Origin of the sequence: Marinobacter azerbaijanicus, from assembly GCF_030250645.1 — a bacterium.
Lineage (GTDB): Bacteria > Pseudomonadota > Gammaproteobacteria > Pseudomonadales > Oleiphilaceae > Marinobacter > Marinobacter azerbaijanicus.
In genome coordinates this window covers 25,307-40,513 of the sequence record NZ_JASSVS010000018.1, presented here as the reverse complement: position 1 = coordinate 40,513, position 15,207 = coordinate 25,307, and the positions used below count along the sequence as shown (strand labels likewise).

Sequence of the window (15,207 nt, the reverse complement as noted above, 5' to 3'; positions counted from 1 at the left end):
ACAACGCCATCGATGAGCTATTGCCCCACAACTGGAAGCCGGCTATACCTGACAAGGTGTGATGGGCGGACGCTTACACTTAATGGGCAAGACTGAAGCATAAAAAAACCGGAGGGGTTAGCCTCCGGTTTTTTTTGGAACGGGCGAAGAACTTAATCTTCGCTTTCGTCCACTTCTTCTGCTTCGATGTCCAACGGACGACCGACCAGCTCTACGAATGCCATGGGGGCATTGTCACCAGCACGGAAGCCACACTTCAGAACACGAAGGTAACCACCCGGACGCTCGCTGTAACGGGGACCAAGCTCATTGAACAGCTTGGCAACCGCTGCGTCGTCACGCAGGCGTGAGAACGCCAGACGACGATTCGCGACCGAATCATTTTTTGCGAGCGTGATCAACGGCTCGGCTACACGACGAAGCTCTTTGGCTTTCGGCAGCGTTGTTTTGATCAGCTCGTGATCAACCAGTGACGCAGTCATGTTACGAAACATGGCCTTGCGATGCGCACTGGTCCTGCTGAACTTACGACCACTCTTACGATGACGCATTGCTCTGATTCCTTACCTTAAACTAATCGGCGATTAACCGCCCAGTACCCGGTCGTCGCCACGAAGGCTAGCCGGCGGCCAGTTATCAAGACGCATACCCAGTGACAGACCGCGGGACGCGAGCACGTCCTTGATCTCAGTAAGCGACTTTTTACCAAGGTTAGGCGTCTTCAGCAGCTCAACTTCTGTGCGCTGGATCAGATCGCCGATGTAGTAAATGTTCTCAGCCTTCAAGCAGTTAGCTGAACGCACCGTTAATTCCAGATCATCTACCGGACGCAGGAGAATAGGATCGATCTCTTCCTCTTCCTCAACACGCTCAGGCTCTTTCTCGTGATCGAAATCAACAAACACAGCCAGTTGCTGCTGGAGAATGGTGGCCGCCCGGCGAATTGCTTCTTCCGGATCGATGGTACCATTGGTTTCCAGATCAATAACCAGCTTGTCCAGGTCAGTGCGCTGCTCTACCCGTGCACTTTCCACGGCATAGGCAACACGACGAACCGGGCTGAAGGTTGCGTCCAGTTGCAGACGTCCAATCGCGCGAGTCTCGTCCTCGTCCAGACCCCGCTGATCAGCCGGCTCATAGCCGCGACCACGGGCAACCTTCAGACGCATGTTAACTTCACCTTTATCACTCAGGTGACAGATCACATGATCCGGGTTGGTGATCTCGACATCGTGATCCAGCTTGATATCGCCAGCAGTGACAACACCCGGGCCTTTCTTGCTGAGGGTTACCTCAGCATCGTCCCGGCTGCCCATTTTCACGGCCACGCCCTTGAGATTCAGCAGAATCTCAATGACGTCTTCCTGAACACCTTCGATCGCGCTGTACTCATGCAGAACGCCGTCGATCTGTGCCTCGGTAATGGCACAGCCCGGCATTGAGGACAAGAGTATACGACGCAGTGCGCTGCCCAAGGTGTGTCCGAAACCTCTTTCCAGAGGCTCCAGTGTCACCTTGGCGCGCATGGCGCTTGATTCTTTCACGTCAATGGTACGAGGTGTCAATAACTCATGTACTGAACGCTGCATAGACGCCCCTAATTGCTCTCGTTGCTAACTGGGCTTTACTTGGAGTAAAGCTCGACGATGAGGTTCTCGTTGATGTCGGCCGGCAATTCAGTACGCTCAGGTACTGACCTGTAAACGCCGGACATCTTGCTGGCGTCGACCTCTACCCAGCTCACCGGTGCGCGGCTGGAAGACAGATCCAGTGCGCCTTTAACGCGAAGCTGGTTTTTTGCCTTCTCACGCACACTCACAACATCACCTGGCTTGACCTGATAAGACGGAATGTTCACCAGCTTATCGTTGACCAGGATCGCTTTGTGAGAAACGAGCTGACGGGACTCAGCACGGGTAGAACCAAAACCCATGCGATATACAACGTTATCAAGACGCCCTTCCAGCAGCTGCAACAGGTTCTCACCGGTTGCACCCTTGATGCGGGCGGCCTCTTTGTAATAGTTGCGGAATTGTTTTTCCAGTACGCCGTAGATACGACGGACCTTCTGCTTTTCACGAAGCTGTACGCCATATTCGGACAGACGACCGCGACGCGCGCCGTGCATACCCGGCGGAGTCTCGATGTTGCACTTCGAATCGAGCGCGCGAACACCGCTCTTCAGAAAAAGATCTGTCCCTTCACGACGAGACAGCTTGCACTTCGGGCCTATGTAACGAGCCATAATTCACTGTCTCCTGTGTTAGACGCGGCGCTTTTTGGGCGGACGACAACCGTTATGGGGAATCGGCGTCACATCAGTGATGTTAGTGATCTTGTAGCCGCACGAGTTAAGCGCGCGAACCGCAGATTCACGTCCGGGCCCCGGACCTTTAACCTCTACGTCCAGGTTTTTAAGGCCGTATTCAGCAGCCGCATTACCGGCTCTTTCAGCTGCTACCTGCGCAGCAAAAGGTGTACTCTTGCGTGACCCACGGAAACCGGAACCACCAGAGGTGGCCCAGGACAGTACATTGCCCTGACGGTCAGAAATGGTCACGATAGTGTTGTTGAAGGACGCGTGAATGTGCGCGACGCCATCAACAACCGTCTTTTTCACCTTTTTACGGGTACGTGTACCTGGCTTTGCCATGTTTGCCTACCTGTTACTTACGAATAGGTTTGCGAGGACCTTTACGGGTGCGTGCGTTGGTCTTTGTGCGCTGGCCACGGACCGGAAGGCCATGACGGTGACGCAGACCACGGTGGCAACCGAGATCCTTCAAACGCTTAATGTTCATCTGAACTTCACGACGCAAATCGCCTTCAACGGCCAGCTTGCCTACTTCTGTACGAAGTGATTCAAGCTGCTCGTCTGACAGGTCCTTGACCTTGACGTCCGGCTTGACGCCGGTTGCATCGCAAAGCTTCTGGGCTGCTGTCCGGCCGACTCCAAAAATGTAAGTCAGCGAGATAACAGCATGTTTGTGATCGGGTATATTGACACCGGCTATACGTGCCATCCAAATTACTCCGCGTTCAAAGCTTTGCTGTGTGAATTTTCCGCCACTATAAAAGGGCGCGAAATAATAGCGCCTGACCCCACCTGAGGTCAAGCGCTATTAGTCGTACCCTCTGCAATGTCAGTTCCGGATCCGTTAGGGATCAGCCCTGGCGCTGCTTGTGACGAGGCTCCGAGCAAATGACCCTTACCGAGCCATTGCGACGAATTACTTTGCAGTTACGGCAAATTTTCTTTACCGAAGCGCGTACTTTCATTGTCGACTCCAGTTTTCAAGGGGAACGGGATTAGCCGTTCCGACCATAGCCCTTGAGATTGGACTTCTTCATCAACGAATCATATTGATGAGACATCAGGTGCGACTGAACCTGAGCCATGAAATCCATCACCACGACTACAACAATCAGCAGTGACGTGCCGCCCAGATAGAACGGTACATTCCCGGCCACCATCAGAAACTGAGGGAACAGGGAAACTGCTGCAATGTACATTGCACCGAACAGTGTCAGGCGGGTCAGTACACCATCAATATACTTGGCGGTCTGATCGCCCGGACGGATGCCCGGAATAAACGCGCCTGAGCGCTTGAGGTTATCCGCAACTTCCTTCGGGTTGTACATCAACGCTGTATAGAAGAAACAGAAGAATATCACTGCTGCCGCAAACAGGATGATGTACAGGGGCTGACTCGGCGCCAATGCCTGGGAAATATCACTGAGCCACTCCATGCCTTCGCCCTGGCCGAACCACTGCCCCAATGACGCCGGGAACAGCAGGATGGAAGAGGCGAAGATCGGCGGAATAACGCCGGCCATATTTACCTTCAGTGGCAAGTGACTGGATTGCTGGGCAAATACCTTGCGGCCTTGTTGCCGTTTGGCGTAGTTGATGGTCAGACGGCGCTGTCCGCGCTCCATGAACACCACAAAGCCAACCACGGCGACTGCCAGGATCGCAATACCCAGAACCACCAGCAGGCTCATCTCACCGTTACGTGCCTGCTCCAGCGTCTGGCCAATGGCCCCGGGCAGACCGGCAACGATGCCAGCAAAAATCAGCAATGAAATACCATTTCCAATGCCACGCTCGGTGATCTGCTCACCCAGCCACATCATGAACACGGCACCGCTGACAAAAGAGACCACTGCCACAAAGTGGAAGCTGAAGCTGTCGTTAAAGGTTACGCCCTGAGACGCCAGCCCGACAGAGATACCAAAGCCCTGAACGAGGGCCAGGATAACCGTACCATACCGTGTGTACTGGCTGATCTTGCGACGACCGGCCTCGCCCTCTTTCTTCAGCTGCTCAAGCGTCGGATTAACCGCCGTCATGAGCTGCATGATGATAGAGGCCGAAATGTACGGCATGATACCAAGTGCGAAGATACTCATCCGCTCAAGCGCACCACCGGAAAACATGTTGAACATGCTCAGGATTGTGCCCTGATTCTGCTCAAACAGTACCGCAAGGCGATCAGGGTTGATACCCGGAACCGGTATATGGGCACCTATGCGGTACACCAACAGTGCCAGGAAGACAAACCAGAGCCGCGAACGCAGCTCTGCCAGTCCTTTTCCCGCGCCCGCAGGCAATGATGCGTTCTTGGCCATTTAGTCCTCGACTCGCCTTAGTCTTCGACTTTACCGCCCGCGGCAGTGATCGCCTCGCGTGCGCCTTTGGTCACTTTCAGACCCTTGACGGTCACCGCACGGCTCAGTTCGCCGGACAGAATGACCTTCGCTTCGCGAATTTCCTCGCGAACGATGTCAGCTTTCTTCAGGGCCTCGAGATCGGCAACATCACCATCTACTTTTGCCAGTTCGTTCAGACGAATTTCGGCCACATAGCGCTGCTGGCGCGAGGTGAAACCGAACTTCGGCAGACGACGGGCCAACGGCTGCTGACCGCCCTCGAAACCGGGAGCTACGCTGCCGCCGGACCGGGCTTTCAGACCCTTGTGACCACGACCACCGGTCTTGCCGAGGCCGCTACCGATACCCCGACCCACACGCTTGGCGGCGGGACGTGAACCAGGCTCCGGACTAAGTTCGTTCAGACGCATCTTAGTTCTCCTCTACCTGAACCAGGTAGTTAACCCGGTTGATCATGCCGCGGATAGACGGTGTATCTTCCACTTCCACGGTATGACCGATTTTACGGAGACCCAGACCCTTCACACACAGCTTGTGCTTGGGCTGACAGCCGATTGGGCTGCGGGTCAGTGTTACTTTGATCGTTTTTGCGTTCGCCATGACTTCAACCCAGAATCTCTTCCACGGATTTACCGCGCTTGGCTGCAATATCTTCAGGCGCTTGTGTTGCCTGGAGACCCTTGATGGTGGAACGTACCACGTTCACCGGGTTGGTAGACCCATAACACTTGGACAGTACGTTCTGCACACCCGCTACTTCCAGTACCGCGCGCATCGCACCGCCGGCGATGATGCCGGTACCTTCCGATGCTGGCTGCATGTACACCTTGGAACCACCGTGCTGCGCTTTAACCGCATATTGCAGGGTATTTCCATCAAGCGGGATGTCGACCATGTTCTTGCGTGCAGCTTCCATCGCTTTCTGGATCGCAACCGGCACTTCACGCGCCTTGCCACGACCGAAACCAACGCGCCCTTTACCATCACCCACTACAGTCAGTGCAGTGAAGGCAAAAATACGACCGCCCTTAACAACCTTGGCGACGCGATTGACCTGAACCAGCTTCTCCTGGAGCTCAGGCGCCTTCTGTTCGTTAACGCTCATCTTCTCCACCTCTTAGAATTGCAAGCCAGCTTCACGGGCTGCGTCGGCCAGAGCCTGGACGCGACCATGATAACGGTAACCGGAGCGGTCAAAAGCGACCTGCTCTACACCTGCTGCCTTGGCACGCTCAGCAATCAGCTGACCGACCTTTTTGGCAGCGTCCACGTTACCGGTTGCACCCTGGCGCAGGTCCTTATCCAACGTGGAGGCAGCCGCCAGCACCTTGCTGCCGTCTGCAGTCGTAACCTGGGCATACATGTGCCGCGGTGTACGATGTACACACAGGCGGTTGGTACCCAACTTACGGATCTTCATGCGCACTTTGCGTGCGCGACGCAATCTTTCGTTATTCGCGCTCATAGTCCCGCCTTATTTCTTCTTGGCTTCTTTGCGTCTGACCTGCTCATCCGCATAACGCACACCCTTGCCCTTATAAGGCTCTGGCGGACGGAATGCACGGATCTCAGCAGCGACCTGGCCAACCTGTTGCTTGTCGATTCCGCGAACCACAACTTCCGTATTGGACGGAGTTTCAGCGGTAATCCCCTCGGGCAGCTCATACTCGACCGGGTGTGAAAAACCCAGTGTCAGATTGAGCTTCTTACCTTGCGCCTGGGCACGGTAGCCTACGCCCGTCAGCGCGAGCTTGCGCTCGAAACCTGTAGACACACCAGTCACCATGTTGTTGACCAGTGCGCGGGTAGTACCAGCAAGAGCGCGGGACTGTTTGGCGCCATCACGAGGTGCGAAGCGCAGAACATCTTCTTCCTGCGTAACGTCGACCACGGGATGGATGGTGAATTGAAGCGATCCCTTGGACCCCTTCACACTAATTTCCTGTCCGTTCAGCTTAACCTCAACACCGGAAGGCAGCACGACAGGATTATTGGCAACCCTGGACATGTGTATCTCCTAGAATACGGTGCAGATGACTTCGCCACCCACGCCGGCAGCACGTGCAGCGCGGTCTGTCATTACGCCCTTGGACGTAGAGACAATCGCGACTCCCAGACCGCCGGATACTTTCGGCAGTTCCCCAGCGCCCTTGTACTGGCGCAGACTCGGACGGCTGACCCGCTTGATTTCCTCAATAACCGGCTTGCCGCCGAAGTATTTGAGATCAATGGTCAGCTCGGGCTTCGCGTCAGCTGAGACGGAAAAATCCGCTACGTAACCTTCGTCCTTGAGGACCTGGGCTACGGAGATCTTCATCTTTGAAGACGGCATGGCCACATCGGCCTTCTGTGCCATCTGTGCATTACGGATACGGGTAAACATATCCGCAAGCGTATCTTGCATACTCATTGGTATGAGACTCCTGCTCTTTTTAGTTGTGCAGCGGCGCGCCGCACCGCTTACCAACGGGCACCTGACCTGCGGTCAGAGTACCTGCCTTACCAGCTTGCTTTGGTCAGACCCGGGACATCACCACGCATGCCAGCTTCACGCAATTTGATGCGGGAAAGCTTGAACTTACGCAGAACGCCGTGGGGACGACCTGTAACCTGGCAACGATTACGAAGACGCGAGGGAGACGCATCACGAGGAAGCTGTTGCAGCTTCATCTGTGCGTTCCAACGGTCATCGTCGCTGGAATTCGGGTTTTTGATAATTCCCTTGAGCTCAGCGCGCTTGGCCGCGTATTTCGCGACGGTTGCTTCACGCTTGAACTCGCGGTTCTTCATGGAAACCTTAGCCATTACACTCGTTCCTTATTTCTTGAACGGAAAGCCGAAGGCTTTCAGCAGTTCACGACCTTCATCGTCGGTACCGGCTGTGGTGGTAATGGTGATGTCAAGACCACGGATCTTGTCGACTCTGTCGTACTCGATCTCGGGGAAAATGATCTGCTCACGCACACCCATGCTGTAGTTACCGCGACCATCGAAGGACTTGGGATTCAGACCGCGGAAGTCACGAATGCGGGGTACCGCAATGTGAACCAGACGATCAAAGAAATCCCACATGCGCTCGCCACGCAGCGTAACTTTACAACCGATCGGCCAACCTTCACGGATTTTAAAACCCGCAACGGATTTACGTGCCAGAGTGACAACCGCTTTCTGACCTGCCAGGCGCTCAAGATCCGCCACGGCATTCTCAATCAGCTTCTTGTCACCGACCGCTTCGCCGACACCCATGTTCAGGGTGATCTTTTCGATACGCGGCACCTGCATTACGTTCTTGTAGCTGAACTCTTTCTGCAGGGCGGGTACCACTTCCTTACTGTACTGCTCTTTCATATTAAGCATCGTAACCACCACCGCTTACTGGTTATCGACGACTTCTTTCGTGGACTTGAAAATCCGCACCTTGGCGCCGTCTTCCTTGATCTGGAAGCCTACGCGATCGGCCTTGCCGGTCTGCGGATTAAAAATAGCCACGTTGGAAGCCTGGATAGGTGCTTCTTTTTCGACGATGCCACCTGGAGTACCAGACATCGGGTTCGGCTTGGTATGCTTCTTGATCATATTGATCCCAGAAACAATAACCCGGCCGTCGTCCTGAACCTTCAGGACTTTACCACGTTTGCCTTGGTCTTTCCCCGTAGTGACGATTACTTCGTCATCTCGTTTGATCTTTTTCATAACCGGCCTCTGGTCCTTAAAGTACTTCGGGTGCCAGTGAAATAATTTTCATGAACTTCTCATTCCGCAGTTCACGGGTAACCGGTCCGAAGATACGGGTACCAATTGGTGCGTCCTGATTGTTCAGAAGTACTGCCGCGTTTCCGTCGAAACGAATAAGCGACCCGTCGGGACGACGTACACCTTTACGGGTACGTACAACGACAGCTTTCAGGACCTGGCCTTTTTTCACTTTACCGCGGGGGATGGCTTCCTTAACGGTTACCTTGATGATATCCCCAACGCTGGCGTAACGCCTATGTGAACCGCCCAGGACCTTGATGCACATAACCTGACGTGCACCACTGTTGTCCGCGACTTCAAGCATTGTTTGAGTCTGAATCATGGTTGTTCTCCAGCAGAAACCACTTTGCCGTTACGACAAGACTCACCGTCCGGGCGAGTTACACCTTCGATGCGCGTTCGGTGACTTCCACCAGAGCCCAGCTTTTGGTCTTGGAGACCGGGCGGGTTTCCTGGATTGTAACGGTGTCACCGATGTTGCACTGATTGCTCTCGTCGTGAGCGTGAATTTTGGATGAGCGCTTCATGTACTTACCGTACAGAGGATGCTTAACCTGGCGCTCAACCAGAACCACAATGGATTTCTCCATTTTGTTGCTCACGACCTTGCCGCTCAGGGTTCTGGCAGTTTGGGTAGCTTCAGTCATGTTACTGTCCTGCCTTTTCATTCATAACCGTTTTCACGCGAGCAATGTCACGCTTCACCTTCGGTAGAAGATGAGACTGATTCAGCTGACCTGTCGCCTTACGCATGCGCAGGTTGAACTGCTCCTTCAGGAGGTCGATCAGCTCTTTGTTCAGCTCCTCGACTGACTTGTCACGCAGCTCTGTTGCTTTCATCACATCACCGTCCTCGTAACAAAGGTGGTCTGTACGGGCAGTTTGGCCGCAGCAAGAGTGAATGCATCGCGAGCAATTTCCTCGGAGACGCCTTCCATCTCATAAAGCATCCGGCCTGGCTGAATCTCAGCCACCCAATACTCGACAGAACCCTTACCTTTACCCATTCGTACTTCCAGCGGCTTGCTGGAGATCGGCTTGTCCGGGAATACCCGGATCCAGATCTTACCGCCCCGCTTGATGCGACGAGTCATGGTACGACGCGCTGCCTCGATCTGGCGCGCAGTTATACGCCCACGGGTTGTCGCCTTCAATCCGTATTCACCGAAGCTCACCTTGTTAGCACGGTGAGCAAGACCGGTGTTACGGCCTTTCATTACCTTGCGAAATTTGGTGCGTTTTGGTTGCAGCATTTGAGTGCCCCTTTACTTAGAACCTTTCTTCCCAGAGGCTTTCTTGTCAGCACGGACCTGCTCCATACCACCAAGAATCTCACCTTTGAAGATCCATACCTTGACGCCGATAATGCCGTAGGTGGTCTTCGCTTCGTAGGTCGAGTAATCGATATCTGCACGCAGAGTGTGCAGCGGTACACGACCTTCGCGATACCACTCGGAACGGGCAATTTCAGCACCCCCGAGACGACCGCCAACCTGAATCTTGATGCCTTTCGCGCCCTGGCGCATCGCATTCTGTACCGCACGCTTCATGGCGCGACGGAACATCACACGACGCTCCAGCTGACCCGCAACGTTCTGCGCGACCAGGCGGGCATCCAGGTCCGGCTTGCGGACTTCTTCGATGTTGATGTGCACGGGCACGCCCATCATGTCGCTGACTTCGCGACGCAGACGGTCAACATCTTCACCCTTCTTACCGATAACAATACCGGGACGGGCTGTATGGATCGTGATACGGGCGTTCTGAGCAGGGCGCTCGATCACAATCTTGCTGACAGACGCCTTTACCAGACGCTTGTCGAGGAATTCGCGAACCTGAATATCGTTCAACAGGTTGTTCGCGTATTCCGCTTTTTCCGCATACCACACTGAGTTGTGCTCTTTGATCACACCCAGGCGCATGCCGGTTGGATTTACTTTATGACCCATCTGAGCATCTCCTACTTGTCGGCGACCTTGACGGTGATATGACAGGTGCGCTTGAAAATCCGGTCAGCGCGCCCCTTGGCTCGAGCCTTGATTCGCTTGAGCGTCGGACCCTCATCCACCATGACGGTGGAAACCCGCAGATCATCTACGTCCAGACCTTCGTTGTGCTCAGCGTTGGCAATGGCAGACTCAAGAGCCTTCTTGAGAATGACCGCTGCCTTCTTAGGGCTGAAAGTCAGAATGTTCAGGGCGTCCTCAACAGCCTTGCCGCGTACTTGGTCAGCGACAAGACGCGCTTTCTGAGCTGAGAGGCGAGCGCCCTTGTACTTGGCTGCTACTTCCATTTCTATTACCTCACAATCAGCGTTTAGCTTTCTTGTCGGCCGCATGACCACGATAAGTACGCGTTGCCGCGAACTCACCCAGTTTATGACCGACCATATCTTCGGTGACATAAACCGGCACGTGCTGCTTGCCGTTGTGGACTGCAATGGTCAGGCCTACCATCTCCGGAAACACTGTCGACCGGCGGGACCAGGTTTTGATCGGCCGCTTGTCGTTAGCTTCCAGAGCTGCCTCGACCTTCTTCAACAGATGCAGGTCTATAAAAGGACCTTTCTTCAAAGAACGTGGCACAGCATTTACCTCTATGTAGTCGTTTACTTGGCTGAACGACGACGTACTATCATCTTGTCAGTACGTTTGTTCTTACGAGTCTTATGCCCTTTGGTCGGAACACCCCACGGAGTAACCGGGTGACGCCCGCCAGAGGTACGCCCTTCACCACCACCATGTGGGTGGTCAACTGGGTTCATAGCAACACCACGTACTGTTGGACGTTTACCGCGCCAACGTGATGCACCCGCTTTACCAAGCTGCTTGAGGCTGTGTTCGCTGTTGGACACCTCGCCCAACGTTGCACGACAGTCAACAAGCACCTTACGCATTTCACCTGAGCGCAGGCGGATGGTGGCATAAGCCCCTTCCCGAGCAACCAGCTGTACGGATGCGCCCGCGGAGCGAGCCAGCTGAGCACCTTTGCCAGGCTTGATTTCGACGCAGTGAATCACGGAACCGACCGGAATATTCCGGAGCGGAAGCGTGCTTCCTACTTTAATCGGCGCGTCGATGCCGGAGCGCACAGGATCACCGATCTGCATACCTTTGGGAGCGATGATATAACGACGCTCGCCATCGGCGTACTTGACCAGCGCAATGTGCGCAGAGCGGTTGGGATCATATTCCAGGCGTTCAATGACCGCCGGAATACCATCTTTGGTCCGCTTAAAGTCGATTACACGGTAGTGCTTCTTGTGGCCACCACCAATATGACGGGTAGTAATGCGACCAAAATGGTTGCGTCCACCCGATTTACTCAATGTTTCTACCAACGGCTCGTAAGGGCGCCCCTTGTGAAGATCAGGGTTAAAGAGCTTAACAACGTGACGGCGGCCGGCAGATGTTGGCTTGGTTTTGACGATCGGCATTTTACGACCCCTTTACCTTATTCCACATCCAGAAAATCAATGTCCTGACCGTCCGCAAGCTTCACATAAGCCTTACGAATGTCAGCACGCTTGCCGAAGCCGCGAACGGTACGCTTGAGCTTACCCTTACGGTTCAGAACCTGAACACCTTCGACGGTGACGTTGAACAGCTGCTCAACGGCTTTCTTGATCTCGGGCTTGGTTGCGTCAGGGGCTACACGAAACACCACCTGTCCGCTTTCCGCTACCAGAGAGGCTTTCTCTGATACGTGCGGCCCAAGAAGAATCTTGTAAATACGTTCCTGATTCATCCCAGCATCTCCTCGATTTTCTTCAGAGCGGGAACAGTCACAACGACCTTCTCGAAGGCAACCAGGCTAACCGGATCCAGGCCAGCGATATCACGCACGTCAATGTGCGGGATGTTGCGCGAGGCCAGGTGCAGATTCTGCTCAACGTTCTCGGAGAGAATCAGTGCATTGGTAACACCGATGTCCTTCAGCTTGGCGCTGAACGCCTTGGTCTTGGGGCTGTCAACATTCATGTCGTCAACAACGACCAGACGCTCCTGGCGAACCAGCTCTGAAAAAATGGAGCGCATCGCTGCGCGGTACATCTTGCGGTTAACTTTCTGCTCGAAGCTACGGGGCTTGGCAGCAAAGGTAACACCACCGGAGCGCCAGATCGGGCTGCAGATAGTACCGGCACGGGCACGACCAGTGCCCTTCTGACGCCACGGCTTCTTACCACCGCCGGCGACTTCAGAACGCGTCTTTTGAGCCTTGGTACCCTGGCGAGCGCCTGCCATATAAGCAGTAACCACCTGGTGAACCAGCGACTCGTTAAAATCTTTGGCGAACGCGGCGTCGGAAACAGAAATTCCCTTGCCGCTACCTGTAATTGTCAATTCCATCGCACCGCTCCTCAGGCTTTAACTGCAGGCTTGATGACAACATTTCCGCCGGTCGCGCCCGGAACGGCACCACGAATCAGCAGAATGTTGCGCTCGGCGTCGACACGGACGACTTGCAGGTTCTGCACAGTCACCTGCGCATTGCCCATCTGGCCCGCCATCTTTTTGCCCTTGAATACCTTGCCCGGAGTCTGGTTCTGACCGATAGAACCCGGCGCACGATGAGAAAGGGAGTTACCGTGTGTGGCGTCCTGCATGGCGAAGTTCCAGCGCTTAACACCGCCCTGGAAACCCTTACCCTTGGACTGACCCATAGCATCCACGACCTGGCCATCTTCAAAGATGGAAGCAGTGATTTCACCGCCTGCCGCCAGATCTTCACCTTCACCATCGGCGAGGCGGAATTCCCACAGACCACGACCTGCCTCTACTCCGGCTTTGGCGTAATGGCCCGCTTCGCTTTTGGTCACACGTGAGGAACGACGCTTACCAACGGTTACCTGAACCGCACGATAGCCATCGCTTTCAAGAGTTTTCAATTGGGTAATGCGGTTGGGTTCAACCTCAATTACCGTTACGGGCAGCGCCTGCCCGTCTTCCGTAAAAATACGGGTCATACCGGCCTTGCGACCGACAATTCCAATTGCCATGTTTCACCTCTTAAGTGTACGGGGCTCTCACCCTCTATGGCCTTATGACAGTTACACAGACTAACCGCTTGGTTAGCCGAGGCTGATCTGAACGTCTACACCTGCTGCCAGATCCAGCTTCATCAAAGCATCTACTGTCTTTTCCGTCGGCTCGACGATGTCCAGCAGACGCTTGTGTGTACGAATCTCGTACTGATCGCGCGCGTCTTTATTGACGTGCGGGGAAATCAGAACGGTGTACTTTTCCTTCCGCGTCGGCAGAGGGATTGGCCCACGCACTTGAGCGCCGGTCCGCTTTGCGGTGTCGACGATCTCCTGCGTTGACTGGTCGATCAGGCGATAATCAAACGCCTTCAACCGGATTCGAATTTTTTGGCTTTGCATGATGCACCCAAACTCCACTCGTAGCAGCTACTAACTAGTTAGCCGACCTTCAAAAAAAGGAGCCGCATTGTATGCATAATACCCAGCAGTGTCAACTGCGATCAGCAGTGACTCTACCGGGTCAGATTGTGCGGCTGAAACAGAAAAAGGGGCTGAGTTTCAGCCCCTTTTTCCTCAGACCAATCGAATCAATTATTCGATGATCTTTGAGACAACGCCGGCACCAACGGTACGGCCGCCTTCACGAATCGCGAAGCGCAGGCCATCTTCCATGGCGATCGGAGCAATCAGGGTAACACTCATCTTCACGTTGTCACCCGGCATTACCATCTCCACACCTTCCGGCAGCTCACAGGAACCTGTGACGTCGGTGGTACGGAAGTAGAACTGCGGACGATAGCCCTTGAAGAACGGCGTATGACGACCACCTTCTTCCTTGGACAGCACGTACACTTCACACTCGAACTTGGTGTGCGGAGTGATCGAACCCGGAACCGCCAGAACCTGACCACGCTCAACGTCGTCACGCTTGGTACCACGCAGCAGAACACCAACGTTCTCACCAGCACGACCTTCGTCCAGCAGCTTGCGGAACATCTCAACACCGGTACAAACGGTCTTCACGGTATCCTTGATACCGACGATTTCCACTTCGTCACCAACCTTGATGATGCCACGCTCGACACGACCGGTTACCACAGTACCACGACCGGAGATAGAGAAGACGTCCTCGATCGGCATCAGGAACGGCTGATCAATGGCGCGCTCCGGATCCGGGATGTACTCGTCCAGGGCTTCTACCAGCTTTCTGACAGCAGTAGTACCCATCTCGTTGTCGTCCTTACCTTCCAGCGCCATCAGCGCAGAACCGGTAATGATCGGCGTGTCGTCACCCGGGAAGTCGTACTGCTCAAGCAGTTCGCGAACTTCCATCTCGACCAGCTCCAGCAACTCCTCGTCATCGACCATGTCCGCCTTGTTCAGGAACACAACGATGAAAGGTACGCCTACCTGACGGGACAGCAGGATGTGCTCACGAGTCTGCGGCATGGGGCCGTCAGCTGCGGAGCAAACCAGGATAGCGCCGTCCATCTGCGCCGCACCAGTGATCATGTTCTTCACATAGTCAGCGTGGCCCGGGCAGTCTACGTGCGCGTAGTGACGTGCCGGTGAATCATACTCAACGTGAGACGTCGCGATAGTGATACCACGAGCCTTCTCTTCCGGCGCGTTATCGATCTGGTCGAATGCGCTGGCGCTGCCAGTACCCCACACTTCGTGACATACACGAGTCAGCGCGGCTGTCAGCGTGGTCTTGCCATGGTCTACGTGACCAATGGTGCCCACGTTTACGTGCGGCTTGTTACGCTCAAATTTTGCTTTAGACACGGTTA

Annotated in this window: 29 protein-coding genes; all 29 read right to left on the bottom strand. The window is 54.6% G+C overall.

Annotated features, from left to right (window positions below; translation table 11 throughout):
• Nucleotides 1-152: 152 nt before the first annotated feature.
• The gene (rplQ, locus tag QPM17_RS21975; protein WP_285393850.1) at nucleotides 153-551 is read right to left on the bottom strand and encodes a 50S ribosomal protein L17; all 399 of its coding nucleotides are present in this window, start codon (nucleotides 549-551) and stop codon (nucleotides 153-155) included.
• 33 nt (nucleotides 552-584) lie between these two features.
• A complete protein-coding gene (locus QPM17_RS21970; RefSeq protein WP_275707499.1) occupies nucleotides 585-1,589 on the bottom strand; it encodes a DNA-directed RNA polymerase subunit alpha in 1,005 nt (334 codons plus the stop codon).
• 35 nt (nucleotides 1,590-1,624) lie between these two features.
• Nucleotides 1,625-2,245: a 30S ribosomal protein S4 gene (gene rpsD, locus QPM17_RS21965; protein WP_027830891.1), complete on the bottom strand. Its 621-nt coding sequence runs from the start codon at nucleotides 2,243-2,245 to the stop codon at nucleotides 1,625-1,627.
• Between the two features lie 18 nt (nucleotides 2,246-2,263).
• A complete protein-coding gene (gene rpsK, locus QPM17_RS21960) occupies nucleotides 2,264-2,653 on the bottom strand; it encodes a 30S ribosomal protein S11 (protein WP_044387623.1) in 390 nt (129 codons plus the stop codon).
• Nucleotides 2,654-2,666: 13 nt separating this feature from the next.
• A complete protein-coding gene (rpsM, locus tag QPM17_RS21955; protein ID WP_027830890.1) occupies nucleotides 2,667-3,023 on the bottom strand; it encodes a 30S ribosomal protein S13 in 357 nt (118 codons plus the stop codon).
• Between the two features lie 142 nt (nucleotides 3,024-3,165).
• Nucleotides 3,166-3,279, bottom strand: a complete 114-nt coding sequence (rpmJ, locus tag QPM17_RS21950; protein ID WP_008174902.1) for a 50S ribosomal protein L36 — start codon at nucleotides 3,277-3,279, stop codon at nucleotides 3,166-3,168.
• A gap of 30 nt (nucleotides 3,280-3,309) precedes the next feature.
• Nucleotides 3,310-4,632 (bottom strand): preprotein translocase subunit SecY, encoded by a 1,323-nt coding sequence (secY, locus tag QPM17_RS21945; RefSeq protein WP_285393849.1) that lies wholly within the window; start codon nucleotides 4,630-4,632, stop codon nucleotides 3,310-3,312.
• A 17-nt stretch (nucleotides 4,633-4,649) separates the two neighbouring features.
• Nucleotides 4,650-5,084, bottom strand: a complete 435-nt coding sequence (rplO, locus tag QPM17_RS21940) for a 50S ribosomal protein L15 (protein ID WP_007153996.1) — start codon at nucleotides 5,082-5,084, stop codon at nucleotides 4,650-4,652.
• A gap of 1 nt (nucleotide 5,085) precedes the next feature.
• Nucleotides 5,086-5,274, bottom strand: a complete 189-nt coding sequence (gene rpmD / locus QPM17_RS21935; protein WP_007153997.1) for a 50S ribosomal protein L30 — start codon at nucleotides 5,272-5,274, stop codon at nucleotides 5,086-5,088.
• A gap of 4 nt (nucleotides 5,275-5,278) precedes the next feature.
• A complete protein-coding gene (gene rpsE / locus QPM17_RS21930; RefSeq protein ID WP_007153998.1) occupies nucleotides 5,279-5,779 on the bottom strand; it encodes a 30S ribosomal protein S5 in 501 nt (166 codons plus the stop codon).
• A gap of 12 nt (nucleotides 5,780-5,791) precedes the next feature.
• On the bottom strand, nucleotides 5,792-6,139 hold the full coding sequence (rplR, locus tag QPM17_RS21925; protein ID WP_007153999.1) for a 50S ribosomal protein L18: 348 nt from the start codon (nucleotides 6,137-6,139) through the stop codon (nucleotides 5,792-5,794).
• A gap of 9 nt (nucleotides 6,140-6,148) precedes the next feature.
• Entirely contained in the window at nucleotides 6,149-6,682 is a 534-nt protein-coding gene (gene rplF / locus QPM17_RS21920; protein WP_285393847.1) for a 50S ribosomal protein L6, read from the bottom strand.
• Between the two features lie 9 nt (nucleotides 6,683-6,691).
• Nucleotides 6,692-7,084, bottom strand: a complete 393-nt coding sequence (gene rpsH, locus QPM17_RS21915; RefSeq protein ID WP_285393846.1) for a 30S ribosomal protein S8 — start codon at nucleotides 7,082-7,084, stop codon at nucleotides 6,692-6,694.
• An 89-nt stretch (nucleotides 7,085-7,173) separates the two neighbouring features.
• On the bottom strand, nucleotides 7,174-7,479 hold the full coding sequence (gene rpsN, locus QPM17_RS21910) for a 30S ribosomal protein S14 (protein ID WP_285393845.1): 306 nt from the start codon (nucleotides 7,477-7,479) through the stop codon (nucleotides 7,174-7,176).
• A 12-nt stretch (nucleotides 7,480-7,491) separates the two neighbouring features.
• Nucleotides 7,492-8,031, bottom strand: a complete 540-nt coding sequence (gene rplE / locus QPM17_RS21905; protein ID WP_064230337.1) for a 50S ribosomal protein L5 — start codon at nucleotides 8,029-8,031, stop codon at nucleotides 7,492-7,494.
• A gap of 15 nt (nucleotides 8,032-8,046) precedes the next feature.
• A complete protein-coding gene (rplX, locus tag QPM17_RS21900) occupies nucleotides 8,047-8,367 on the bottom strand; it encodes a 50S ribosomal protein L24 (RefSeq protein WP_285393844.1) in 321 nt (106 codons plus the stop codon).
• A gap of 16 nt (nucleotides 8,368-8,383) precedes the next feature.
• Entirely contained in the window at nucleotides 8,384-8,752 is a 369-nt protein-coding gene (gene rplN, locus QPM17_RS21895) for a 50S ribosomal protein L14 (RefSeq protein ID WP_007154005.1), read from the bottom strand.
• A 58-nt stretch (nucleotides 8,753-8,810) separates the two neighbouring features.
• Nucleotides 8,811-9,077 carry a 30S ribosomal protein S17 gene (gene rpsQ / locus QPM17_RS21890; RefSeq protein ID WP_007154006.1) on the bottom strand — a complete coding sequence of 89 codons (267 nt, stop codon included), beginning with the start codon at nucleotides 9,075-9,077 and terminating at the stop codon, nucleotides 8,811-8,813.
• A 1-nt stretch (nucleotide 9,078) separates the two neighbouring features.
• Entirely contained in the window at nucleotides 9,079-9,270 is a 192-nt protein-coding gene (rpmC, locus tag QPM17_RS21885; RefSeq protein WP_007154007.1) for a 50S ribosomal protein L29, read from the bottom strand.
• Nucleotides 9,270-9,683, bottom strand: coding sequence for a 50S ribosomal protein L16 (gene rplP, locus QPM17_RS21880; RefSeq protein WP_127330398.1), 414 nt, complete (start codon nucleotides 9,681-9,683; stop codon nucleotides 9,270-9,272). The genes rpmC and rplP overlap by 1 nt, the downstream gene beginning before the upstream one ends.
• A gap of 12 nt (nucleotides 9,684-9,695) precedes the next feature.
• A complete protein-coding gene (gene rpsC / locus QPM17_RS21875; RefSeq protein ID WP_007154009.1) occupies nucleotides 9,696-10,379 on the bottom strand; it encodes a 30S ribosomal protein S3 in 684 nt (227 codons plus the stop codon).
• A gap of 11 nt (nucleotides 10,380-10,390) precedes the next feature.
• Complete coding sequence (gene rplV, locus QPM17_RS21870) at nucleotides 10,391-10,723, bottom strand: 50S ribosomal protein L22 (protein WP_007154010.1); 333 nt, start codon at nucleotides 10,721-10,723, stop codon at nucleotides 10,391-10,393.
• A gap of 16 nt (nucleotides 10,724-10,739) precedes the next feature.
• Complete coding sequence (rpsS, locus tag QPM17_RS21865) at nucleotides 10,740-11,015, bottom strand: 30S ribosomal protein S19 (protein WP_007154011.1); 276 nt, start codon at nucleotides 11,013-11,015, stop codon at nucleotides 10,740-10,742.
• Between the two features lie 23 nt (nucleotides 11,016-11,038).
• Nucleotides 11,039-11,866: a 50S ribosomal protein L2 gene (rplB, locus tag QPM17_RS21860; RefSeq protein WP_027830881.1), complete on the bottom strand. Its 828-nt coding sequence runs from the start codon at nucleotides 11,864-11,866 to the stop codon at nucleotides 11,039-11,041.
• Between the two features lie 17 nt (nucleotides 11,867-11,883).
• Nucleotides 11,884-12,177 (bottom strand): 50S ribosomal protein L23, encoded by a 294-nt coding sequence (rplW, locus tag QPM17_RS21855; RefSeq protein ID WP_285393843.1) that lies wholly within the window; start codon nucleotides 12,175-12,177, stop codon nucleotides 11,884-11,886.
• On the bottom strand, nucleotides 12,174-12,779 hold the full coding sequence (rplD, locus tag QPM17_RS21850) for a 50S ribosomal protein L4 (RefSeq protein ID WP_285393842.1): 606 nt from the start codon (nucleotides 12,777-12,779) through the stop codon (nucleotides 12,174-12,176). The genes rplW and rplD overlap by 4 nt, the downstream gene beginning before the upstream one ends.
• Before the next feature lie 11 nt (nucleotides 12,780-12,790).
• Nucleotides 12,791-13,429 (bottom strand): 50S ribosomal protein L3, encoded by a 639-nt coding sequence (gene rplC, locus QPM17_RS21845; protein WP_285393841.1) that lies wholly within the window; start codon nucleotides 13,427-13,429, stop codon nucleotides 12,791-12,793.
• Between the two features lie 72 nt (nucleotides 13,430-13,501).
• Nucleotides 13,502-13,813, bottom strand: coding sequence for a 30S ribosomal protein S10 (gene rpsJ / locus QPM17_RS21840; protein WP_004580743.1), 312 nt, complete (start codon nucleotides 13,811-13,813; stop codon nucleotides 13,502-13,504).
• A 192-nt stretch (nucleotides 13,814-14,005) separates the two neighbouring features.
• Entirely contained in the window at nucleotides 14,006-15,202 is a 1,197-nt protein-coding gene (tuf, locus tag QPM17_RS21835) for an elongation factor Tu (RefSeq protein ID WP_285393834.1), read from the bottom strand.
• Between the last annotated feature and the right edge of the window lie 5 nt (nucleotides 15,203-15,207).